Below are 22462 nucleotides of genomic sequence, written 5' to 3'. Positions count from 1 at the left end.
TCCCACGCAGAGCGTGGGAACGATCATTGATGCGGTGAGGGGCTTTTGTTTCGGACATCACTCCTTGACGCTCATGTACTCCTTGGCCCAGAGGATGTATTCCTCCGGTTGGGTATAGGTGTGGGTCAATTCTGTCGCGCTGAGATCGGCGGCCTGAGTGAAGATCTGCCGTTGCTCGCGCAGGCTGTCGTAAGTCGCTTTGATCGCCGCAAAGTAAGCGCCATGCCCGTCGATGGTCACGCGCACGCCGAGTTCGGCCAGGCGTTTGTCGTCGCGCAGCGCCGGGTTGCCGTAGGTCACCAGCATCAGCGGTACGGTGAGGTGCTCGGCAATCTGCTCGAGCTGATCGAAGTCTTGTACACCGACCATGCAGATGCCATCGGCGCCAGCCGCTTGGTATTGGCGGGTGCGGCTGATGATTTCCTGGTTCGGCAGAATGCCGGCATTGGTGCGGGCGATAATGGCCATTTCCGTGTCGACCCGGGCTTCCAGCGCCGCGCGGATCTTGCCGACGCCTTCGGCGACGGTGATCAGGTCGGTGGATTTACGGCCGAATTGCGCCGGCAACAAGGTGTCTTCGATGGTCAGCGCAGCGACGCCGGCTCGTTCCAGTTCAACGATGGTGCGCATCACATTCAGGGCGTTGCCGTAGCCGTGGTCGGCATCGGCGATCACTGGCAATTGGGCAACGCGGCCGATGCGGGTGGCTTGTTCGGCGAACTCGCTGAGGGTGATCAGGGCAAAGTCCGGGGCGCCGAGGACCTGCAACGAGGCCACGGAACCGCCGAGAATCCCCACTTCAAAACCGAGATCGGCAGCAATGCGCGCGGACATCGGATCAAACACCGAGGCCGTGTGGTAGCAGGTGTCGGAGGCCAGCAACTGACGGAAGTTACGGCGCAAATCTTGATGAGAAAGCCTGGTCATTCGAGTTCCACCAATACCAAGGAATGGAACGGCTTGAACAAATGTGTCAACGCCGAAGAATGAAAAGGCTATCACGCGAATGGGTCAATGATCATGACGAATTTGCACCAGCCGCAGCGTTGACCTGCTGTTTGCTGAAAGGATTTACCCTGACGGTGGCGACGGTCAGGCTGCCACCGCCTGTTGCTGTTGATTTGGCAGCGTGACCGCCCGTACCGAATTGCCCGGTTGCAGTTGCAGTCGTTTGGCCGTGAGTCGGTCGATCACCAGGCTGCTGCCGACCCGGCGCGCACGGGCCACGGTGATGCGGCAGTTCTCCAGCCGACGGTTGTGAATCAGCCACAACGGTGCCTGTTCGTCCGGGCTACCGAGGCTCAAGGTCAGCTCCGCACTGTCGCGCACGGTGCGGATATTGCGCAGCGGTGCTTCGATCACCGGGCCACCGTCGAAGATGTCGATGTAGCCCTTGTGGGCGAAACCCTCAGCCTGGAGGATTTTCAGCGCCGGCTCGGTGTTCGGGTGCGCCTGACCGATGGCGGCCTGGGCTGCTTCAGTGAGCATGCAGGTGTACAGCGGCTGGCGCGGCATCAGTTCAGCGATGAAGGCTTTGTTGCCAAGCCCGGACAAGTGGTCGGCATGGCTGAAGTCCATCTGGAAGAAATGCCGACCGAGACTGTCCCAGAACGGCGAACAGCCTTGTTCATCGGCGCTGCCGCGCAGTTCGGCAATCATCTTTTCACCGAACAGATGGGGGAATTCCGCAGCAAACAGCAAACGCCCGAGCGAGAGCAGGCGACCGTTGCTACCGTGGCGCTGGTCATGGCTCAGAAACAGCGAGCACAGCTCGGACTGGCCAGTCAGTTCGTTGTTGAGGAACAGTGTCGGGATCTGCCGCTGGATACCGAGGTCCGGCGCCGAACTCACCGTTATACCGACCCGATAGTTGTACCAGGGCTCGCGCAGGCCGACCGCCCCGGCCATCGCACTGACGCCGACCACGCGCATCTCGTCGTCTTCTAGGACAAACAGATAGTCGGCATCGGCGCGTTCCACCTGTTCGGCAAACGCCCGTTGCGCCCAGCGCACGCGATGAGTCAGGCGCTCTTCATTGGCCGGCAGGGTGGTGAACCCCGGGCCAGCCTGTTGCACCAAGGCCATCAGGGCGGGCAGATCGCTGACTTTCACCGGGCGGACAATCATCCTGTCACTCCTTCTGCGCGCCTGTTCGGGCGTTGTCGTTGGTGGTGGATCCGGGTGGGGTTCACAGGGCAATCAGCCGAATCGGGCTGCCATCGGTCACGTTCAGCGCCGCGCACATGGCGGCGGTGACAGCCAGCGGTTGATCGGGGTGGTAATCCAGCTCGGCGACGATGGCGCGGAAACCGTGCAGCGCGTCGTTGCTCAGTAGAAAACGGCCACGCGCATCGATGTGCGCCTCTTGCCGCACGCGGGCGATCTGGCTATGGGTGACCGATCGAATGTTGGCCGTGCGCGCGTAAAGGGTCGGGCCGGCATCGAACAGATCGATGTAGCTGTTGGTCTCGAAGCCTTCGCGTTCAAGAATATCGAACGCCTCCTGACCATCCGGATGGACGCGACCGATGCAGTCCTGCGCCGCGGGCGGCAGCATGGGCACGTAGATCGGGTATTGCGGCATCAGTTCGGCGAGAAACCTTCGGCTCTGCAGGCCACACAAGCGTTCGGCCTCGGCGTAGGGCAGGTCGAAGAAGTGCTTGCCCAGCGCGTCCCAGAACGGCGAATGCCCGTCCTCGTCGCTGTAACCGACGATTTCGGTGATCACCGCTTCGGCAAAGCGCGGCGCGTGGGCGGCGATGAACAGCAGACGCGCCCGTGACAGCAACTCGGAAAACGGCGTACGCACCAGCGCCGCGTCGATGTGGAAGCCGCGCAGCAGCGTATGGTCGTTGAGATCGTGGCACAGCGACAGCGCCGGCACGCCGTGTTCGATGTTCAGCTCCCGCGACGCGCTGGTGAAATGGCGGTTGCGCAGGCTGTAAAACGGCTCGTCATAGCCGGCGGTAGCGAGAATTTCCGAGCAGCCGCGCAAGCGCTGGCTGTCGAGGTCTTCGAGCACGAAGCAATAACTCTCCGGGCCATGCGCTGCCGCAGGGCTGGCAAACGAGGTGATGGACGCGGCGATTTTCTCGTGCAGGCGTTCGCTGTCGTCCGGCAACGAGGTTACGCCCAGCAGGCTGTCGCGGGCCAATTGTTGAAGCTGGGGCAGGTCAGTCTGCTCGACCGGGCGTAAGACCAGCATGGATGTACTCCTGTATCAAAAGGTTCGGCGATGGCGCCGAACCTGACTATCACTGTCGGTTTCCACGCAATAAATCGGCAGTCGCCTGATTCGTTGTCAGACGCTGCTCTTTTTCTTGTCAGCCGTTGCTCGGGTCCGGCAGCGCGGTGCTGGCCCCGAATTTGTTTAGGAAGAACAGGTACACCAGACCCAGGGCAATCCAGATCAGGCCGAGTTTCTGCGCATCGACGCCCATGTTGTACATGATGGCCGCGACGATGATGAAACCGACCACCGGGCAGAGCAGATGTCGCACGATCTGACCGGATTTCCGCCGACGCCAGTAGTAGTTGATCACGGTCAGGTGCAGCAGCATGAAACCGCTCAGTGCGCCGAAGTTGACCAGCGAGGTCAGGGTGTCGACCGAATTGATGAACAGGTAGCAGATCACCAGCGACAGCACGGCCACCAGGTAAATGCTCAGGTACGGCGTGTTGTGTTTCGGGTGCACCTTGGCCAGCACTTTAGGCAACTTGCCATCGCGGGCCATGCCGAACAGCAGACGCGATACGGCGGCTTGCGAGGTGATTGCCACCGCCACGCCCCAGGCCAGCGCCGTGGCGACTGCGGTCAGGGTCGCCAGCCAGCTGCCGGCGGCGATTTCGGCAATTTCATAGAACGCGGTGTCGGCGGATTTGAAACCCATGCCCGCCGCCAGATCGGTGGCAATCCAGGTTTGCACGACGAAAATCACCCCCATCACCAGCAGGGTCAGCAGCGCCGCTTTGCCGACGCTCTTGCCCGGATCGCCCTTGATTTCTTCGGCGAGGGTAGAGATTGCGTCAAAGCCGAGGAACGACAGCACGGCAATCGATACCGCTTGCATCAGCAGGGCGAAATTGAAGGTTTCCGGGTGATACAGCGGCGCCAGCGTCAGCTCGCCGTTGCCGCCGCCGTTGTGCAGGGCATTCCAGGCGTAGATCAGGAAAATCCCCAGCACCACCAGTTGTGCTAGCAGGAAGACGATGTTCATCCGTGCGGTAAAGGTGATTCCGCGCAGGTTGACGAACGTCGCGCTGACCAGGAATGCCAGAATGAAGCCGACTTTCGGAATGTCCGGATACAAATGGTTTAACGCCATGGCCGCGTACACGTAGAGCAGCGGCGGAATCAGCAGGTAGTCGAGCAGCATCAGCCAGCCGGCGATGAAACCGACGTGTTGATTCAGCCCGCGTTGCGCATAGGAATACACCGAGCCGGCGATCGGAAAGGCCTTGGCCATGCTGCCGTAGCTCAGCGCGGTGAACAGCATCGCCACCATGCCGATGATGTAGGCCAGCGGCACCATGCCCGGCGCCTCGGCGTTGACGTAGCCATACACACCGAACGGGGCGATGGGGATCATGAAGATCATCCCGTACACCACCAGGTCGGTCAGCGTCAGGCTACGTTTCAACTCTTGTTTGTAGCCGAATTGTTCAATTTCCATGAAGCCTACCTCCTTGTCAGCCAATCGGTCGTTGTAGTCGTTTTCGGTCCGTCGTTTACAGCGTCAGCGGTGTTTCGTTACTGCCATATCGATTACAGCAAGGGCGCGAGGTAACCGGCCCAGCGCGACACGGCTGCGGGGCTGCGCAGCAGGTCGTTGCGCACCTCGATCAGCACCGAGTCGAGACCACGAGCGTCGCCATGCACCGGTACGGTCATGTCGCCCAGCGGGTCGATGCGGTATGGCTGATTGCCGGCCACTTTCAGCGGATGCGCTTCGAGACCGTCGAGCAGGCGTTGGGCATAGGCTTTGGCCTGGCCGAACAGCACGCCGGCTTCCAGCGTTCGTGGCTGGCCGTAATACACCGGGGTGAAACTGTGAATCCCGACCACGCGTACAGGTTGCCCGTGGGCGATGCGTTCGTCGATCAACGTTTGCAAACGCGCGTGAAAGGGCTTGAACAGCATCTGCCGACGGTACTCACGAGTGACTTCATCAAGTTCGCGATTGCCCGGCACCTGATAGATCTCGCTTTGCGCCGGAATGCTGTCCGCGGCATGCCGGGGCCGGTTCAGGTCGATCAGCAGCCGCGAATAGTTGGCGCTCAGCAAGGTCGCGCCAAGTTGTTCGGAAAGCTGTTCGGCCAGTTGCAGGGCGCCGATGTCCCAGGCGATATGTTCCTGCGCCGCGGCCTCGTCCAGGCCCAGATTGTTCAGGGCAGCGGGAATGTAGCGGCTGGCGTGTTCGCACACCAGAATCAACGGGTGTGGCGAATCCTCGCGGATCAGGTTGTAAGCCGGGCGGGTGTACAACCCGTGCTCGGTGGATTCAGTACAGGCGTGCATAGTGCTCACACAAGTCAGCGGGCGAGAGCTGTTCCGTCAGCGCCAGTTCCTCGGTTTTCAGGGCGTAATAGGTGTCGAGCAATGGCTTGGGCAGCCACTCGGTGAACGCGGGGCTGTTGCGCAGGCATTCCAGCGCCTGCGCCAGCGAGGCGGGCAGGGCGACAATGCCCCGGGCCTTGCGTTGCTCGTCGTTGAGTGAATCGGGAATTTCATCGGTGATCGCGTTCAGCGCCAGACGCTGTTCGATGCCCAGCCGTCCGGCAATCAGCAATGCGGCCATGGCCAGATGCGGCGAAGCGGTGGCGTCCATCGCGCGGAATTCCACATTGAACTGCTGGGCGACGGACTTGCCGCCAAGGCTGACGGTCGGGCAGATGCGCAGCGCTGCTTCGCGGTTTTGCTGACCCAGACACGCATAGGACGCGCTCCAGTGATGCGGCTGCAAGCGCTGGTAAGACACCGGCGTCGGCGCGGTAAACGCACACAGCGCCGGCAAATAATGCAGGATCCCCGCCGCCCAGTGTTGGCCAATGCTCGACAGGCCGTTACTGGTGCCGGCGTCGTACAGCATCGGCTGGCCTGCCAGATCGAGCAGGCTGACATGCAGGTGCACGCCGTTGCACACCGCGTCAGCTTTGGTTTTCGGCGCGAAGCTCAGGTCCAGACCCATTTGCCGGGCGATCTCGCGGCTGATCTCGCGCACGTTCACTGCACGATCGGCTGCCGCCACGCCGAGGGCCGGGCGACAGGTGATTTCGTATTGGTGCTTGCCGTATTCAGGCAGAAACATCTCCGGCTCGACGCCACCGGCGCGCAACGCGCTGAGCAGCCAGCCGCCAAACTCGGCGCCCTGACGCTGGGCCTGGAGCGAGAAAGCCAGATGCTCGGCAACCCCGGCGTGCAGGTTGAATTCGTGTTCGAACGCCGCGTTGACCTGCAGGCCCAGCTCGTCGCGATAACGCTCGATTTCGTCGCGCAGCAACGTGCGCGGGCAGGCGCCCCACGGGCGGCCGTCGGTCTCGCGAATATCGCCGTGGAGGAAATCCAGGGCCGGGGCATTGGCGTCCGGGCCATTGCTGACGGTGACGCGGCTGCTCAAATCGGCAATCAGCCGCAAGTCACCGTACGCACCCCATGGATTGGTCGAGGCGATGATGTCCTGTGGCGTCAACGCGCTGTTGGCCGGCACCCAGCCGCATCCGGTGGCTTGGTAATGCTCCAGTTCATCGGTAGGAAACGAGCGGCCACGGGTGATGCCGATCAGGTCCGTGGTGACCAGCGTGGTCAGCGGCAGCGGTGTCAGGCGCGCGCTCATGCCTGCATTTCCTGCAAGCGGCCGAGCACGGTGTCGGTGTCGGTGATCCAGCAGTAACCCTTGATCGCGTTGAGGCAGGCGTGATGGCGTTCGGCGCTGTAGGTGGCGCAGGCATCTTCCACCAGCGTGACCAGATAACCGCGGTCAGCAGCGTCGCGCACGGCCATGTCGACGCATTGGTCGGTGACGATGCCGGCGATGATCAAATGGCGGGTTTCGAGGTTGCGCAGGACGTAGTCGATGTTGGTCGAGTTGAACACGCCGGAAGAGGTCTTCGGCAGGACGATTTCGTTTTCCGCCGGGGTCAGTTCAGCAATGATCTGCGCCTGCGCGCTGCCTTTGGGCAGGTGCATGTCCGAGAGTTTGTGATCGAGCGAGCGGTCGCGGCCGTCGGCGGTCAGGCTTTCGATGATCGTGTGCAGGACGTTCTGCCGGGCCTGCCGAAACCCCGCGAGCAAGCGTTGTTGGTTGGGCACCACCTGGGTGCGTGCGCGGCTGAGGAAATACTCGGCGTCAGGCCCCGTCAGGTGAGCATCGAACTGTGGTTCGAGCCAGGCACGCTGCATGTCCACCAGCAGCAGTGCGGTGTGGTCGCTGGCAAACGGCAAGTCCCGCGGCGAGCGGTGGGGAAGGCTGAACATCCTTATTTATCCTCCAGCAAGTGGGTGTTGAAGTCGTTGCGCAGGGCATCGATGCCTTCCAGGCGATCGGCCAGATTTTCAGTGCGTAACGTCAGGCAGGCGATCAGCGCCTCGACCTGCGCCAGCGCCGGGACCATGGTGTCGAACGGCGAGGCCGATTCGACCGGAGCGCTGATGATCAGGTCAGCCAGCTCGCGCAGCGGCGAGGCATAGATGTCGGTGAACAGCACCACCCGGGCGTTGTTGTTTTTCGCCGCACTGGCGACGCGCAACGCCTGGGTCTGGTAGCGGCGATAGTCGAACAGCAGCACCACGTCCTGACGTTGCAGATCGAACAGCCGATCGGGCAGTTGCGCGTTGTCCTCCAGCGCAAAGCAGCCGGGGCGCAACAGCCGCAAGTGATTGAGCAGATAGGTGGCCATCAGGCTGCTGAAGCGTCCGCCGAAGCAGTACACCTGATGCCGCGCATCGAGCAGCCAGTCGGTAAGGATGCGCACGTCTTCCGGTTGCGTCAGCGATTGGGTTTCCACCAGCAGACGATGGCTGTCGCCCAGGTAGTGGCTCCAGGCGTCGTCCTTGTGTTGCTGGGCGCGTGGTTGCAACAGGGTGCGCGGCGAGCGCAGGCGATGGTCCATGTCACTGAGCAGAGCGTCCTGAAATTCGGCATAACCGCCGAAACCGAGTTTTTTTACCAGACGCACGATGGTCGGATCACTGACACCCGCGTGTTCGGCCAGCCGCGCCATCGGCCCCAGGCCATTACGCGGGTACTGATCGAGCAAGGCGCGAACGACTTTACGCTCCGACGGCGTAAGATCCAGGCCGGGCTCGGTGATCAGGTCTCTTAGAGGGGGCATCCGGGCTCCTGCTGGATGAGGGGTGTTGAATCTGCTTCATATTTCGTTAAAACAGTATTTATGTAAGTGACGCTACATGTCTAGCGAATTTTTCGGCGTGTTGAAACGGCACCAAAACAGGGCGAGACGCCCGTGTAACAAGGGCTTCACGAATGTCGACTGGTCTTGTAGTCCATTGCCCATACCAGCGTCAGAACTTGCCGTATGGGTAGTCATTCAAGCGACCACAGAGGCTCTTGCGTTCACCCGGCAGCCCGCGGTTTACGGCACAATTGCTGCCAATTCAGAACCACGCCCTTGATTGCAGCAGTTGACCGACCGGAGCGCTTCCCGTGCAGACCACGCGTTTGACATTGATGTGCCATGCACGAACCGTCGCACAGAAACTGGCGCGTTTTCCTACGAACGAGCCTGTTGAAAACAACGGGCTGGCGCCGACTGCACTGATCGCGCGTTTCAATAATGCGCCGCGTTTGCTCTGCGCGCCGGAGCTGCGCACGCGCCAGACGGCGGCATGGTTTGGCGCCAATGCGCAAATCGATGAAGCGCTGCGCGACTGTGATTGGGGGCGCTGGAGCGGCGTGTCGATCAAGGACCTGCAACGCAGCGAAGAGGCAGCCCTGAACAGCTGGCTGCGCGACACCCATGCCACGCCGCATGGCGGGGAATCGGTAGCACAACTCTGTGAGCGGGTGGCGGGATGGCTGGGCAGTGTGCAAGCGACTGCGGGTCATGTGTTGGCGGTGACTCATCCATTTGTCATTCGCGCAGCCCTGACCGAAGTCATGCGCGGGTCGGCGTTTCATGACATCGATGTCGAACCGTTGTCGACCGTCGAATTGCGCTTCAGCGGCCGCTGGCGTCTGCTTCTACCCGGCCTGGATTTGAGAGGAGCCTGCTGATGAAACAATTGCTGGTGATCGGCATTGGTGCCGGAAATCCCGACTACATCACGATGCAGGCGGTCAAAGCGCTGAATCGGGTGGACGTGTTCTTTCTGCTGGACAAAGGTCCGCGCAAAGACAAGCTGATCGATTTGCGCCGGGAACTCTGCGCGCAATACATCAACGACCGCGATTATCGGTTCGTCGAAGCCCACAGCCCGGAACGCGAGCGCGGTGCTGGCGACTACACGGCCAGTGTCGATGAGCTGAACAGGGCCAAACAGCGAACGTTTGAACGGCTGATCAATGACGAATTGTCTGATGGCCAGTGCGGCGGTTTTCTGGTCTGGGGCGACCCGGCGTTATACGACAGCACGGTGCGCATTCTTCAGGCGATATTGGCGTCGGGTGCGTGCGCCTTCGAATTTCTGGTGATCCCTGGCATCACCAGCGTTCAGGCGCTGGCGGCGCAGCACAAGGTGCCGCTGAACACGATTGGCCGCTCCATTGAAATCACCACCGGACGGCGTCTGGCCGCGGGGCAGGTGAGTGACACGGACAGTCTGGTGGTGATGCTCGATGCCGAGGACGCGTATCAGCGGATGGCCGATGCGCAGACCGAGATTTTTTGGGGAGCCTATCTGGGTACGTCGGACGAACTCCTGATCAGCGGCCGGCTGGCAGACGTGGCGGATGAGATCGAAAGGGTGCGCAAGGCGGCGCGGGCGGAGCATGGGTGGATCATGGATACGTATTTGTTGCGCAAGCCTTAGATGGGTAATGTCTGGGCTGGCCTCATCGCGAGCAGGCTCACTCCTACACTTGATCGGGTTCGCAATTCCAATGTAGGAGTGAGCCTGCTCGCGATAGGGGCCAGAACATCCAAACACGTTTCGGACAGGCAAAAAACACCCGGTGCAACGCAAGTCGCACCGGGTTTTTTGTTGCCGGCAAACAGCGGATGTCGTGGATCCGCCGCCTGCCGCGAACTCGTGGTCAGCCGCGTTCCAGCGCCAATGCCACGCCTTGGCCGCCGCCGATGCACAAGGTCGCCAGACCTTTTTTCGCATCACGCTTGAGCATTTCGTGGAGCAGGGTCACCAGCACCCGGCAGCCCGACGCACCGATCGGGTGACCCAGCGCGATGGCGCCGCCGTTGACGTTGACCTTGTCCAGATCCCATTGCAGATCCTTGGCCACCGCCAGCGATTGTGCGGCAAAGGCTTCGTTGGCCTCGATCAGCTCAAGCTGCTCGATGCTCCAGCCCGCCTTGTCCAGGCAGCGGCGGGTCGCCGATACCGGGCCGATGCCCATGATTGCCGGATCAACGCCAGCATTGGCGTAAGCGGCGATTTTTGCCAGCACCGGCAGGCCGAGGGCCTTGGCTTTTTCGGCACTCATCAGGATCACTGCCGCCGCGCCGTCGTTCAACGACGAAGCGTTGCCGGCGGTGACGCTGCCGTCCTTTTTGAACGCCGGACGCAGTTTGGCCAGGGATTCGGCGGTGGTATCGCCGCGTGGCTGTTCGTCGACCTTGAACGCGAGCGGATCGCCTTTGCGCTGCGGAATCAGGATCGGGGTGATCTCATCAACAAAACGACCGGCCTCAATGGCGGCGGCGGCTTTTTGCTGCGACGCAGCGGCAAAAGCGTCCTGCTGTTCGCGGCTGATCTGGTATTTATCGACCAGGTTCTCGGCGGTGATGCCCATGTGGTAGTCGTTGAACGCATCCCACAGGCCGTCGCTGATCATGGTGTCGACGATTTGCGCGTGGCCCATGCGCAGACCGGTGCGTGCGCCCGGCATCACATAGTTGGACAGGCTCATGTTTTCCTGACCTCCGGCGATGATCACGTCAGCGTCGCCGCAACGGATTGCCTGCGCGCCGAGGTGCAAGGCTTTCAGGCCCGAGCCGCAGACCTTGTTCAGGGTCATTGCCGGCACCGCGTGGGGCAGGCCGGCCTTAATCGCGGCCTGACGCGCCGGGTTCTGGCCGGCGCCGGCGGTGAGCACCTGACCCATGATCACTTCATCGACCTGGGCACCGTCCAGACCGGTCTGCTCGAGCAACTGACGGATTACCGCCGCGCCCAGATCGACTGCGGACACGCTGGCCAGCGAGCCTTGAAAACTGCCGATCGCAGTACGCGTGGCGGCAACAATGACAACGTCTTGCATTTTCGAATTCCTCACTCGGCAGCGAACTGCATTTCCGGTACGTGATCCGGGACGATCAGTTTACCAGCGGTTTTGGCGACGATTTCCTCGACGCTGACGCCAGGTGCGCGTTCCTTGAGGACAAAAGCGCCATTTTCGATTTCCAGGTAGGCGAGGTCGGTCAGCACGCGCTTGATGCAACCGGCGCCAGTCAGCGGCAGGCTGCATTTGGCCAACAGCTTCGACTCACCGTCCTTCGATGCGTGGGTCATGATCACAATGATGTTGTCGGCGCCGGCCACCAGGTCCATTGCGCCGCCCATGCCCTTGACCAGTTTGCCGGGGATCATCCAGGAGGCGATGTTGCCTTCGACGTCGACTTCGAACGCGCCGAGCACGGTCAGGTCGACGTGGCCGCCGCGGATCATCGCAAAGGATTCGGCAGAGTTGAAGATCGACGCGCCGATGCGCGCGGTGACGGTCTGTTTGCCGGCGTTGATCATGTCGGCATCGATGGTGTCTTCGGTAGGAAAAGGGCCCATGCCGAGCAGGCCGTTTTCCGACTGCAGCATGACTTCCATGCCTTCAGGAATGTAGTTGGCGACCAGGGTCGGAATGCCGATACCGAGGTTCACGTAGTAGCCGTCCTGCATTTCGCGGGCGACGCGCTGAGCCATTTGTTCGCGGGTAAGTGCCATGGTTTTATTCTCCGTCAGCCTGAATTATTTGCGGATGGTGCGCTGTTCGATGCGTTTTTCGAACGTGCCGCAAATGACCCGATCGACGTAGATGCCCGGGGTGTGGATCTGGGTGGGGTCGAGTTCGCCGGGTTCGACGATCTCTTCGACTTCGACCACGGTGATCTTGCCGGCAGTCGCCGCCAGCGGGTTGAAGTTCTGCGCGGTGTGACGGTAGACGACGTTACCGAAGTGGTCGGCTTTCCAGCCTTTGACGATGGCGAAGTCGCCGGTGATGGATTCTTCCATCAGGTACTTGCGCCCGTTGAACTCGCGCACTTCCTTGCCTTCGGCGACCGGGGTGCCGACGCCGGTCGCGGTGAAGAACGCCGGAATGCCAGCACCGCCGGCGCGCATCTTCTCGGCGAGGGTGCCTTGCGGGGTCAGGATGACTTCGATTTCGCCTTTAAGCAGTTGCTCTTCGAACAGCTTGTTTTCGCCAACGTAGGAGGCGATGACTTTGCTGATCTGGCGGTCGGAGAGCAGCACGCCGAGGCCAAAGCCGTCGACGCCGCAGTTGTTGGAAACCACGGTGAGGTCGCGGGTGCCTTTGCGCTTGATCTCGGCGATCAGGTTTTCCGGAATGCCGCACAGGCCAAAGCCGCCGGCGATGACGGTCATGCCGTCCTCAAGCCCGGCCAGGGCTTCCTCATAGGAACTCACGCGCTTGTCGAAACCTGCCATATGCACCTCTTTTATTATTTGCGGGCGGCTGGCTAGCCGAATGACTGGAGTGTCGCGCCGCAGGATATATTTGTTAAGTTGATTTTTAAGGTTGATTGATAGATAAAACTCAATAGTCGCGTTATGGCTTGCCGCTTAACGCTTGTAGCTTACAACTGGAGCGCAGCGACCATGACCATCAAACAGATCCGTGCATTTCTCGCCGTGGCCCAGAGCCTGAGTTTCGCCGTGGCCTGCGAGCGCTTGCACCTGTCGCAATCAGCGTTGAGCCTGACCATCAAGGCGCTGGAGGAGGGCCTGGGTGGACGTCTGTTCAGCCGCAATACGCGTAATGTGGCACTGACCGCAGAAGGCGAGTCGCTGCTGCCACTGGCCCGGCGTCTGATCGCCGATTGGGACAACGCCGAAGACGAAATGCGCCAGCGCTTCAGCCTGCAACGCGGGCGGGTGACGCTGGCGGCGATGCCGTCGTTTGCCGGCAACCTGTTGCCGCCGATCCTGAAAACCTTTCGCGCGCGTTATCCGAACGTCAACGTCACGGTAAACGACGTGATCAACGAGCAAGTGCTGGAAATGGTCCGTGACCGCCAGGTTGAACTGGGCGTGGCGTTCGAGCCGATGCAGAGCACCTCGCTGACGTTTACCCCGTTGTACATGGATCGCTTCGTTGCCGTGGTGCCGAAGGATTCACCTTTGGCGCAGCGCACCGAGATCGACTGGCAAACGTTGTTGCAGGAACCGTTCATCACCTTGCAGCGGCCATCGACGGTGCGGGTGATGCTGGAGGAACACTTGCAGGCGCGGGGCAAGAAGTTGCCGGTGGAATTCGAGAGTCATCAGTTGGCGACGGTCGGGCGGATGGTGGCGAGCGGGCTGGGCGTCAGCGCAGTGCCGGCGTTGTGCGCCGAACAGATGCAGGAGCTCGGCGCCCAGTGCCTGACGCTGAATGATTCGGTGGAGCGCGCAATCGGCGTGCTGACTGAACCGGGCAATGAGCTGTCGGCGGCGGCGCAGGCGTTGTTTGATATTTTCAAGGCTGAAGATTTGCGATGACAGGCGATGCTGACCCTCACCCCAGCCCTCTCCCGGAGGGAGAGGGGGCCGATCGAGTTGTCTTGCGTCATACATCGACCTGCAAAACCGCGATCAGGGATCCATGTTGTACGTTTTCCAATTGCGGATTCCCAGCGGGACGTTCATACCGCTAAAGCACTCGAATATCCCCCAATCGGTCCCCTCTCCCTCGGGAGAGGGCTAGGGTGAGGGGGCCGATTTCAAGCCGAACGAAAGTCCCCAACGCTCATCGCCCCAGCGTCAACGCCAACAAAGGCAACAACCGCTCACACGAAGCCTCGATCTTCACATCCAGCAACTCATCCGCCCGGGTCTTGCCCAGGTTGATCGCAATCAGCGGCCGGCCACGATCGGCCATCACCCGGCACAAACGAAACGCCGAATAAGCCATCAACGAAGACCCGACCACCAGCATGCCCCCGGCAGTTTCCGCCGCTTTCATCGCCCGTGCCGCCGTGTGTTGTGCGACGTTTTCACCGAAAAACACCACGTCCGGCTTCATCCGTTCGCCCGCGCAATGCGGGCAGTGCGGCACCTGAAAGCGTGCTTCGAAGGCGGGGTCAAGCAAGGTGTCGCCATCAGGCGCCTGCACCGCATCGACGCCGGCCAGATAGGGATTTTGCTGCTCCATCAACTGCTGAATCGCATCGCGCTCACTGCGCTGGCCGCAGTCCAGGCACAGCACTCGATGCAGGCTGCCGTGCAGTTCGATCACATCAGGACTGCCGGCCTGATCGTGCAGGGTGTCGACGTTCTGCGTGATCAAGTTGCTGATCAACCCTTGGCGCTGCAAACCGGCCAAGGCCTCGTGCGCCGCATTCGGCCGCGCCTGGCGCACTCGCGGCCAGCCCAGCATCGCCCGCGCCCAATAACGCCGGCGTGATTGCGGGGCGGCAAGAAACTCCTGATACATCATCGGCTGCCGGCCACGGCGTACGCCGTCGCTGTCGCGGTAGTCGGGAATGCCCGACGGCGTGCTGATGCCGGCGCCGGTCAGCACCATAAAATCGCCATCGGCCATCAGTTGTCGCAAGGTGTCGAGGTGTTCGCGGGTCGGGCTGTCGAGCATGGTCAGCGCTCCGAAAAGACGTTGCCAGCAGGTTAGCACGACCCGCGCGGGTTACTTGCGCGCCTCCAGAATCAGGTTGAACGGTGTCTGACTGGCCCGGCGGAACTGCTTGAACCCGGCTTCATTGAAGACCCTGCGCAGGCGCATTTCGCCTGCTTGAGCACCGAGGCCCAGGCCGACTTCCTGGGACAGCGAGTTCGGCGTGCAGATAAAGGTCGACGCCGCATAAAACAATCGTCCGACCGGATTGATATTATCGTCCAGCGTGTCGTTGGCGAACGGCTCGACCAGCAACACCGTGCCGTCATCCTTCAGCGCTGCATAGGCGTGACGCGCGGCGCCGACCGGGTCGCCCATATCGTGCAGGCAATCGAAATAGCAGATCAGGTCGTAGTCAACGCCGGGGTAGCCTTTGGCCGAACCCTGAAAGAACTTCGCCCGGCTGCTGACGCCGCCTTCCTCGGCGCGCTGGGTGGCGACGCTGATGGATGGCGCGTGATAGTCGTAGCCGACGAAACGCGAGTTGGGAAACGCTTGCGCCATGATCACCGTCGAGGCGCCGTGACCGCAGCCGATGTCGGCGACTTTCGCGCCTTCTTCCAGCTTGGCCACCACGCCGTCCAGCGCCGGCAACCATTCGGCGATCAGATGGCCCTTGTAGCCCGGGCGAAAGAAACGTTCGGTGCCGCTGAACATGCACGGATGGTGGTCGCCCCAGGGCAGGGCGCCATTGCCGCGCATGGCTTTGACCAATTTGTCCTTGTCGTGGAAAAACGACGCCACGACGCCGAGGCCGCCAGCCACGTAGACCGGCGAGTCCTCGACAGCCAGGGCCAGCGCCTGTTCTTCCGGCAGACGGAACTGCCCGTCCTGATGCTCCATGTAGCCGGACGCCGCGTGGGCGCTGAGCCATTCGCGGACCAGCCGTGGATTGCAGGTGGTTTTTGCGGCAAGGGCATCGGCACTGATCGGCTGACTGTCGGCCATCGCCCGGTACAGCCCGAGTTCTTCGCCGACGATGACATTGGCCAACATCGCCGCGCCACCCATGTCGTTGACCAGTTTGCCCATGAATTGGTTGAGCTTCGCCTCGTCCATCATGTGTGCTCCTGAAAACAGGATCACAGTCCGGCGGCGTCGAAGGTCGAGGCGTGCGCCACCGGGCGGTGGTCGCGGAAACGGGCAGGGCACGACAGAAGTCCTGCGTCCCCCTCGACTGGGTAATGAAACAGTCTAGCCGCCGTTCGGGCGTAATGCCGACTTTGTGAACAATGAAAAAACCTGTGGGAGCGAGCCTGCTCGCGAAAGCGGTGAATCAGACAATGAAGATGTTGAATGATAAACCGCATTCGCGAGCAGGCTCGCTCCCACAATGGATTCGCAATCGAGCTGTATCTTTGTGTATTCCGGCCACCGAGCGATACACACGCTTGCAAACCTGCGCTCAGTTGCACACAGCTGTGATACAGCCAGCGCGTCAACTGGAGAAAATCCACAACAGAGGCCGTGCACATGCCGCTTTCATCCCTGCCACCCAGCGTCGGCCTCGGCCTGCGCCGTGGCCTGCTCAACGATCTGCGAAACGCCCGCCCTGGCAGTTTCGACTTTCTTGAAGTCGCGCCGGAAAACTGGATTGGCGTTGGCGGGGCGCACGGCGCGGCGCTGGGGCAATTGGCCGAGCGCTATCCGTTGTCCTGCCACGGCTTATCGCTGTCGCTCGGTGGCCCGGCGCCGCTGGATGTCGGTTTCCTGCAGGAAGTGCGGGTGTTTCTCGACCATTACAACGTGCCGCTGTACAGCGAACACCTGAGCTACTGCAGCGATGACGGTCACCTTTACGACCTGCTGCCGCTGCCCTTTACCGAAGAAGCCGTGTATCACGTCGCCGCGCGCATCCGTCAGGCGCAGGACATCCTCGGCCGGCGTCTGGCGATAGAAAACGTCTCCTATTACGCCGCCCCGCACCAGGAAATGGACGAAGTGACGTTCACCAACGCTGTGCTGCGCGAGGCCGATTGCGAGCTGCTGCTGGACGTGAATAACGTTTACGTCAATTCGGTCAATCACGGCTTCGATCCGCAGGCGTTTCTTGCGGGTATCGAGCCGGGGCGGGTGGTGGGCATGCATGTCGCCGGGCATTTCGATGAGTCCGACAGCCTGAAAATCGACACCCACGGTGCCTCGGTCAAACCTGTGGTATGGGCATTGTTGGCGCAGGCCTATGCGCGATTCGGTGCGCAGCCGACTTTGCTGGAGCGGGATTTCAATTTTCCAGCCTTTGCCGAACTGGTGGCCGAATTGCAGACCATTCGCCACCTGCAAGCAGGAGGAGGCCCTCATGGATAACCTGCAACAGCAACAACAGGCGCTGACCCGCTACCTGCGTGACCCCGAACAGCAGACACCACCCGCCGACATGAACGCGGCGCGCGTCGAGGTTTATCGTGATCTGGTGTTCAACAACGTCTCGGTATTGTTGAGCGGAACCTTTCCGGTATTGATCCGGATCATCGGCGAACCACGCTGGCGCTTGCTGGTGCGTGGCTTTCTGCGCGACTGGCGTGCGCAGACACCAAAGTTCGGCGAGATCGCCGGGGAATTTATCGACTATCTGGCGGCGCAACCGCAGGTGTTGCAGGACGGGCAGTCGCCGGCGTTTCTGTTGGAGCTGGCGCATTACGAATGGGTCGAGATGGTTCTGCAGCAGTCCGATGCGCCCGCGTTGCCGCTGACGGATCCGGCCCTGTTGCTGCATCGCCCGTTGCAGGTTTCGGCGCTAGCCTGGCCGTTGGCGTATGTATGGCCGGTGCATGAACTCGACCCAAACAACCAGCCCGATTCGCCACCGGCGCAATCGACCCTGCTACTGGTGCGGCGCACGGCAGATTTCAGCGTGAAGTTTTCCCTGCTGAGCCCGTTGGCTTTGCGTTTGTTGCAGCGTGTTGGCGAGTTTGCAGAGTTGACGGGGCGTGAGCAGTTGCAGGAGCTTGCAGAGGAGGCGGAGCAAGCGACCAGTGATGCGTTCGTCGACGAAGGCCTGGCGTTGCTGCAACAGCTGCATGCGGATCGGGTGGTTGGCATCACCTGAATGAAACACAAGTCATTGTAGGAGTGAGCCTGCTCGCGATAGCGGTCGGTCAGACATATTGCATTGGCTGACACACCGCTATCGCGAGCAGGCTCACTCCTACAATCATGTGTGCGCTTATTGGTTGATGGGCAACTCCAGTTCCGCACACAGCCCGCCGCCCTCACGGTTGCTCAAGGTCAGCGTGCCGCCCAGCGCCATCGCCAGTTGCTGAGCAATGGCCAAACCCAGACCAGTACCGCCGGTATCGCGATTACGCGAGTTCTCCACCCGGTAAAACGGCTGCAGCACCTGCGCCAGTTCGGCTTCGGCGATGCCTGGGCCGCGGTCGAGTACGCTGATCGACAGACTGGCGCCGTCCGCCGCAACGTGGACTTCAGCAGCGCCAGCGAACTTCAGGGCATTGTCGGTGAGGTTCACCAGCACCCGGCGCAAGGCATGCGGGCGGGTGTCGATGACCGCTGCGCTGTGGCCGACCAGTTGCACCTGCTTGTCCATGTCCTGATAGTCGAACACCAGGCTTTCGAGGAAGGAATCCATGTTGGTGCGCCGGCTCTCTTCGGTCGACCCGTGGACGCTGCGCGCATAGGCCACGCCTTCGCGCACCAGATGCTCCATCTCGCTGAGGTCGTTGCACAGTTTGTCTTTCTCGGCGCAGTCGTCCATGAACTCGGCGCGCAATTTCATTCGGGTGATCGGCGTTTGCAGGTCGTGGGAAATCGCTGCCAGCAATTGCATGCGTTCTTTCAGGTAGGCGGCGATGCGCGCCTGCATGGTGTTGAAGGCACGCGCCGCGTAAACCACTTCGTTCGGACCTGATTCGTCAAGTTTGATCGGCTGAGCGTTGGGGTCGAGGGTTTCCACGGCGTTGGCCAGGCGGGTCAGCGGGCGGATCGCGATGCGCACCGCCAGCCAGGTGCAGGCGATCATCAACGCCAACTGGCCGAGCAGCACCCCCGGCAACCACGGCGACAGCGGGGCCATGGCCGGGCGCACGTCGATGGTCAGCGGGCTGCCGTCGCTCAGACGCAGGTGGCCCTGAAAGTGTTGGCGTGGCCCGGGTATGTCGGTGAAGGTCAGCGGATAGCGCTCACCGATGGCTTCGGTGATCGAAGTCACCGCCACTGGCACATCACGGGCATCGATCGGCGTGCCCGGATCGCCCTCGCTCAGCAGGTAACCGTAATTCTGGCGCGCCAGACGGGTGAGCCACGCCGGACGTTCTTCGGCAGGCAGGCGATCGAGGATCGCAACAGAAGTGGAAACGTCGGTTTGCAGATTGCCCAGCATGGTGTTCTTCGCGCTTTCGTAGCGCTCGTAATACTGCGCGCCGAACGACAGCGCCTGGGCGAGGATCAGGCCGATCAGGAAAATCAGCGACAGGCGCGACGCGAGGGTGCGTGGCCAGTGCACGTTGAGGGTCACGCCGGTGCCCCGAGAATCTCCACCGGCAATGAAAACACGTAGCCCTCGCTGCGCACGGTCTTGATATAAGCCGGTTCGCGCGCGTCATCGAGCAGACGCTGGCGCAAACGGCTGACCAGCAAATCAATGGAACGGTCGAACAAGTCGGCATCGCGGCCCTGGGTCAGGTTGAGCAATTGATCGCGGCTGAGCACCCGTTGCGGATGATCGAGGAACACCCGCAGCAAACGATACTCGGCGCCGCTGAGGGCGACCATGGTGCCGTCGGTGTCGAGCAGATGCCGGGCCGAGGTGTCCAGTTGCCAACGGCCAAAGGCGAGCAGGCGGCCAGCTTCGGTAACCACCAGATTTGGCGGCAGCATCCGCGTGCGGCGCAGCACCGCGTTGATCCGCGCCAGCAGTTCGCGTGCGGCGAAGGGTTTGGTCAGGTAGTCATCGGCACCCATTTCCAGGCCGATGATGCGGTCGGTTTCATCGTTGCGCGCGGTCAGCATCAACACCGGCGTGGCCTTGTGTTTGCCCACGCGCAATTCCCGGCACAGCTGCAGGCCATCGTCGCCGGGCATCATGATGTCGAGCACGATCAAGTCGACAGTGTTGGCTTCGAGGAAGCTGCGCATCTGCCGGCCATCGGCGACGACTGTCGTGCGTAGACCGTTTTTCTTCAGGTAGTTGCCCACCAGCTCACGGATCTCGCGGTCGTCGTCGACGATGAGAATGTGATCGACATGTTCCATCGGTTCGAGCCTCTGTCAGAACGGGAATGCCCTGCAGTCTATAGCGCCTGCATCGGCGTGCCTGCCAGCCTTTGTATTGCAGTGTATCTACCGTGTCGACAGATACACGGAAACGCAAAAACAGGATTTTTCCGCGGTTTTGTATCGCTGTGTATCGCCCGGTGACGGGGATACACAGCGATTGAAACGCGCCTGTTCCTGACACAGACGCGATACCTCGCGGGCTTTAAATAGGTTCCATCGAGGCAGACGCAAAACGCCTCGGCCCAAACCCAATAAAGTCCTGAGGAATATCACCATGAACAACAAATCCGTAGTCGCCGCCTGCCTGTTTGCCGCTTTGAACATCTGCACTCTGTCGGCCCGTGCCGAAGCCGCTGCCGCCCCGCAAACCTACACCTACGGCACCCACCTGGATATCCACCAAGTGATCTCGCTGGAACAGGACAACTCGGTGGCCTGCGGCATCGTCGAAGCGCGTATGACCTACCTCGATTCGGCCGGCACCACCCGCGTGCTCGATTACAGCAAATTCGCTGACGGCTGCAACAACGACAACTGATCCATCACTCTTTCTGGAAGGTAAACATCATGAACAACGTATCGCGCTTTCTGACTGCCATCGCTTTCTCCCTGGCCGGCGTAGCCGCCCATGCCAACGCTGCGGTTGAACAGCCTGGCTGCCACAGCAGTACCTGTTTCCAACTGACCCCGGTGGCCAGGCAAGGCACCGACGGCTTGCTCGCCGCGGACGGCTCCGCTCGCACACCGCTGGGCCAGATGTTCGCCGCGGACGGTTCCAGTCGCACGCCGCTGGGCCAGATGTTTGCCGCGGACGGTTCCAGTCGCACACCGCTGGGCCAGATGTTCGCCGCGGACGGTTCCAGTCGCACACCGCTGGGCCAGATGTTCGCCGCGGACGGTTCCAGTCGCACACCGCAAGGCCAGATGTTTGCCGAGAACGGCGCCAGCCGCACGCCACAGGGTCAATGGCTGCAAAGCCAGAGCGCCTGATTGCTCATCACCGTCATATGGAAAAGGTAACTCACCATGTACCTCATCGCGTTTCTCGGCGGTCTGCTGACCGTGCTCAGCCCCTGCATCCTGCCGGTGGTGCCGTTTCTGTTTGCCGGTGCGCAGCGTAGCCGCACTTCGATCCTGCTCACCCTCGGCGGCATGGCCCTGACGTTCGCGCTGATCTCCAGCCTGGCGGTGGTCAGCAGCGAATGGGTGATTCAGGCCAGCAACACCGGACGCCACGTCGCGCTGATCGTGATGAGCGTATTTGCCCTGTCGCTGATCTCGGCGCGCATCGGCGACTGGCTGACGCGTCCCTTTGTGATACTCGGCAACCGTCTCGACCCGCAGGCACAAAACAAGGCCGGGCCGCTGGGCTCGATCATGCTTGGTGTCGCCACCGGGCTGCTGTGGGCGCCGTGCGCCGGGCCAATCCTCGGCGTGATTCTCACTGGCGCCATGCTGCAAGGGGCGAATGCGCAGACCAGCCTGCTGTTGCTCGCTTATGGCGCCGGCAGTGCCTTGTCGCTGGGCCTGCTGATCTTCGCCGGTCGTGGCTTGGTCAACCGTTTGAAACCATCGATCCCGTTTACCGGTTGGTTGCGTCGCGGTGCCGGTGTCGCGGTGCTGGGTGCGGCGGCGGTCATTGCCACGGGTTTCGATAAAACCCTGCTGGCGAACACCTCCTCCGAGGGCGTGGCCAGCGTGGAAAAAAGCGTGCTGGAGAACGTGCCGAAAGTTGTCGACTACCTCGTCACCAAGGTCCGCGCTGACTCGCCGATGGAGGAGGGCAAAGGCGTGATGCCGCCATTGACGGGCGCGGTGCAATGGCTGAACTCGCCCGAGCTGACCAGCGAATCCCTGCGCGGCAAAGTGGTGCTGGTGGACTTCTGGACCTACGACTGCATCAATTGCCAGCACACCCTGCCTTACGTGAAGGACTGGGCGAAAAAATACGAAAAGGACGGCCTCGTGGTGATCGGAGTTCATACGCCGGAGTACGGCTACGAGCGGATCATCGATAACGTCAAGGATCAGGTAAAGAAACTAGGCATTACCTACCCGGTGGCAATCGACAACAACTACGCGATCTGGCGCAACTTCGACAACCAGTACTGGCCGGCGCATTACCTGATCGACGCCAAGGGGCAGGTGCGTTACACCCACTTCGGTGAAGGTCGCTACGAGGCGCAGGAGCAGATGATCAGGCAACTGCTGGAGGAGGCGAAAGCGCCGGCAGCCTGATCAGCGAAATCAAT

General features: G+C 61.5%; 23 protein-coding genes. 8 read left to right on the top strand and 15 right to left on the bottom strand.

The window, feature by feature from the left end:
• Window positions 1-57: 57 nt before the first annotated feature.
• The 8 genes from J3P93_RS17070 to J3P93_RS17035 all read right to left on the bottom strand — a co-directional run bounded on the left by J3P93_RS17070 (window position 58) and on the right by J3P93_RS17035 (window position 8331).
• Window positions 58-927, bottom strand: a complete 870-nt coding sequence (locus J3P93_RS17070; protein WP_024012471.1) for an isocitrate lyase/PEP mutase family protein — start codon at window positions 925-927, stop codon at window positions 58-60.
• Window positions 928-1092: 165 nt separating this feature from the next.
• The gene (gene astA, locus J3P93_RS17065; RefSeq protein ID WP_434589906.1) at window positions 1093-2127 is read right to left on the bottom strand and encodes an arginine N-succinyltransferase; all 1035 of its coding nucleotides are present in this window, start codon (window positions 2125-2127) and stop codon (window positions 1093-1095) included.
• Window positions 2128-2188: 61 nt separating this feature from the next.
• Window positions 2189-3205, bottom strand: coding sequence for an arginine N-succinyltransferase (locus J3P93_RS17060; protein ID WP_434589903.1), 1017 nt, complete (start codon window positions 3203-3205; stop codon window positions 2189-2191).
• 118 nt (window positions 3206-3323) lie between these two features.
• Window positions 3324-4673, bottom strand: a complete 1350-nt coding sequence (locus J3P93_RS17055; protein ID WP_434589901.1) for an APC family permease — start codon at window positions 4671-4673, stop codon at window positions 3324-3326.
• A 92-nt stretch (window positions 4674-4765) separates the two neighbouring features.
• Entirely contained in the window at window positions 4766-5518 is a 753-nt protein-coding gene (locus tag J3P93_RS17050) for an N-formylglutamate amidohydrolase (RefSeq protein WP_434589898.1), read from the bottom strand.
• Window positions 5502-6833 (bottom strand): glutamine synthetase, encoded by a 1332-nt coding sequence (locus J3P93_RS17045; protein WP_434589896.1) that lies wholly within the window; start codon window positions 6831-6833, stop codon window positions 5502-5504. Before J3P93_RS17045 ends, J3P93_RS17050 begins: the two co-directional genes overlap by 17 nt.
• Window positions 6830-7474 carry an isochorismatase family cysteine hydrolase gene (locus tag J3P93_RS17040; RefSeq protein ID WP_434589893.1) on the bottom strand — a complete coding sequence of 215 codons (645 nt, stop codon included), beginning with the start codon at window positions 7472-7474 and terminating at the stop codon, window positions 6830-6832. The genes J3P93_RS17045 and J3P93_RS17040 overlap by 4 nt, the downstream gene beginning before the upstream one ends.
• A 2-nt stretch (window positions 7475-7476) precedes the next feature.
• Window positions 7477-8331, bottom strand: a complete 855-nt coding sequence (locus J3P93_RS17035; RefSeq protein WP_206415931.1) for a MurR/RpiR family transcriptional regulator — start codon at window positions 8329-8331, stop codon at window positions 7477-7479.
• 332 nt (window positions 8332-8663) lie between these two features.
• Between J3P93_RS17035 and J3P93_RS17030 the strand changes: the two genes are divergently transcribed.
• Both J3P93_RS17030 and cobF read left to right on the top strand, forming a co-directional pair.
• Window positions 8664-9233, top strand: coding sequence for a histidine phosphatase family protein (locus J3P93_RS17030; protein WP_434589890.1), 570 nt, complete (start codon window positions 8664-8666; stop codon window positions 9231-9233).
• On the top strand, window positions 9233-9988 hold the full coding sequence (gene cobF / locus J3P93_RS17025; protein ID WP_434589888.1) for a precorrin-6A synthase (deacetylating): 756 nt from the start codon (window positions 9233-9235) through the stop codon (window positions 9986-9988). Before J3P93_RS17030 ends, cobF begins: the two co-directional genes overlap by 1 nt.
• Window positions 9989-10211: 223 nt before the next feature.
• Here cobF and J3P93_RS17020 read toward each other — a convergent pair whose 3' ends face one another.
• The 3 genes from J3P93_RS17020 to J3P93_RS17010 are packed head-to-tail and all read right to left on the bottom strand — an operon-like array spanning window position 10212 to window position 12793.
• Window positions 10212-11393: an acetyl-CoA C-acetyltransferase gene (locus tag J3P93_RS17020; RefSeq protein ID WP_434589885.1), complete on the bottom strand. Its 1182-nt coding sequence runs from the start codon at window positions 11391-11393 to the stop codon at window positions 10212-10214.
• A gap of 11 nt (window positions 11394-11404) precedes the next feature.
• Window positions 11405-12070, bottom strand: a complete 666-nt coding sequence (locus J3P93_RS17015; RefSeq protein ID WP_434589882.1) for a CoA transferase subunit B — start codon at window positions 12068-12070, stop codon at window positions 11405-11407.
• Between the two features lie 24 nt (window positions 12071-12094).
• A complete protein-coding gene (locus J3P93_RS17010; RefSeq protein ID WP_090282756.1) occupies window positions 12095-12793 on the bottom strand; it encodes a CoA transferase subunit A in 699 nt (232 codons plus the stop codon).
• 171 nt (window positions 12794-12964) lie between these two features.
• Between J3P93_RS17010 and J3P93_RS17005 the strand changes: the two genes are divergently transcribed.
• Window positions 12965-13846 carry a LysR substrate-binding domain-containing protein gene (locus J3P93_RS17005; protein WP_434589878.1) on the top strand — a complete coding sequence of 294 codons (882 nt, stop codon included), beginning with the start codon at window positions 12965-12967 and terminating at the stop codon, window positions 13844-13846.
• Between the two features lie 247 nt (window positions 13847-14093).
• Here the strand turns inward: J3P93_RS17005 and J3P93_RS17000 are convergent, their stop codons facing one another.
• Together J3P93_RS17000 and J3P93_RS16995 are read right to left on the bottom strand one after the other, a co-directional pair.
• Window positions 14094-14936 carry an NAD-dependent protein deacetylase gene (locus tag J3P93_RS17000; RefSeq protein WP_434589875.1) on the bottom strand — a complete coding sequence of 281 codons (843 nt, stop codon included), beginning with the start codon at window positions 14934-14936 and terminating at the stop codon, window positions 14094-14096.
• 51 nt (window positions 14937-14987) lie between these two features.
• Entirely contained in the window at window positions 14988-16034 is a 1047-nt protein-coding gene (locus J3P93_RS16995; RefSeq protein WP_434598420.1) for a class I SAM-dependent methyltransferase, read from the bottom strand.
• A gap of 414 nt (window positions 16035-16448) precedes the next feature.
• On the opposite strand from J3P93_RS16995, the gene J3P93_RS16990 reads away from it, so the two are divergent.
• Both J3P93_RS16990 and J3P93_RS16985 read left to right on the top strand, forming a co-directional pair.
• Entirely contained in the window at window positions 16449-17282 is an 834-nt protein-coding gene (locus tag J3P93_RS16990; protein WP_434589872.1) for an HvfB family MNIO-type RiPP peptide maturase, read from the top strand.
• Window positions 17275-18024 (top strand): HvfC family RiPP maturation protein, encoded by a 750-nt coding sequence (locus tag J3P93_RS16985; RefSeq protein ID WP_434589869.1) that lies wholly within the window; start codon window positions 17275-17277, stop codon window positions 18022-18024. Before J3P93_RS16990 ends, J3P93_RS16985 begins: the two co-directional genes overlap by 8 nt.
• Before the next feature lie 117 nt (window positions 18025-18141).
• Here the strand turns inward: J3P93_RS16985 and J3P93_RS16980 are convergent, their stop codons facing one another.
• Both J3P93_RS16980 and J3P93_RS16975 read right to left on the bottom strand, forming a co-directional pair.
• A complete protein-coding gene (locus J3P93_RS16980; protein WP_434589866.1) occupies window positions 18142-19449 on the bottom strand; it encodes an ATP-binding protein in 1308 nt (435 codons plus the stop codon).
• Entirely contained in the window at window positions 19446-20186 is a 741-nt protein-coding gene (locus J3P93_RS16975) for a response regulator (RefSeq protein WP_090282763.1), read from the bottom strand. The genes J3P93_RS16980 and J3P93_RS16975 overlap by 4 nt, the downstream gene beginning before the upstream one ends.
• A 298-nt stretch (window positions 20187-20484) precedes the next feature.
• On the opposite strand from J3P93_RS16975, the gene J3P93_RS16970 reads away from it, so the two are divergent.
• Genes J3P93_RS16970 through J3P93_RS16960 form a run of 3 tightly spaced genes read left to right on the top strand, consistent with a single transcriptional unit; the run spans window position 20485 to window position 22448 of the window.
• Window positions 20485-20748 carry a DUF2790 domain-containing protein gene (locus tag J3P93_RS16970; protein ID WP_203421600.1) on the top strand — a complete coding sequence of 88 codons (264 nt, stop codon included), beginning with the start codon at window positions 20485-20487 and terminating at the stop codon, window positions 20746-20748.
• A 29-nt stretch (window positions 20749-20777) separates the two neighbouring features.
• Window positions 20778-21200, top strand: a complete 423-nt coding sequence (locus tag J3P93_RS16965) for a hypothetical protein (protein ID WP_434589863.1) — start codon at window positions 20778-20780, stop codon at window positions 21198-21200.
• A 36-nt stretch (window positions 21201-21236) separates the two neighbouring features.
• Entirely contained in the window at window positions 21237-22448 is a 1212-nt protein-coding gene (locus J3P93_RS16960; RefSeq protein WP_434589860.1) for a cytochrome c biogenesis protein DipZ, read from the top strand.
• The last annotated feature ends 14 nt before the right edge of the window (window positions 22449-22462 follow it).

Source organism: Pseudomonas sp. R3-57 (assembly GCF_051132065.1).
Classification (GTDB): domain Bacteria; phylum Pseudomonadota; class Gammaproteobacteria; order Pseudomonadales; family Pseudomonadaceae; genus Aquipseudomonas.
This window is presented reverse-complemented; position numbering and strand designations above follow the sequence as displayed.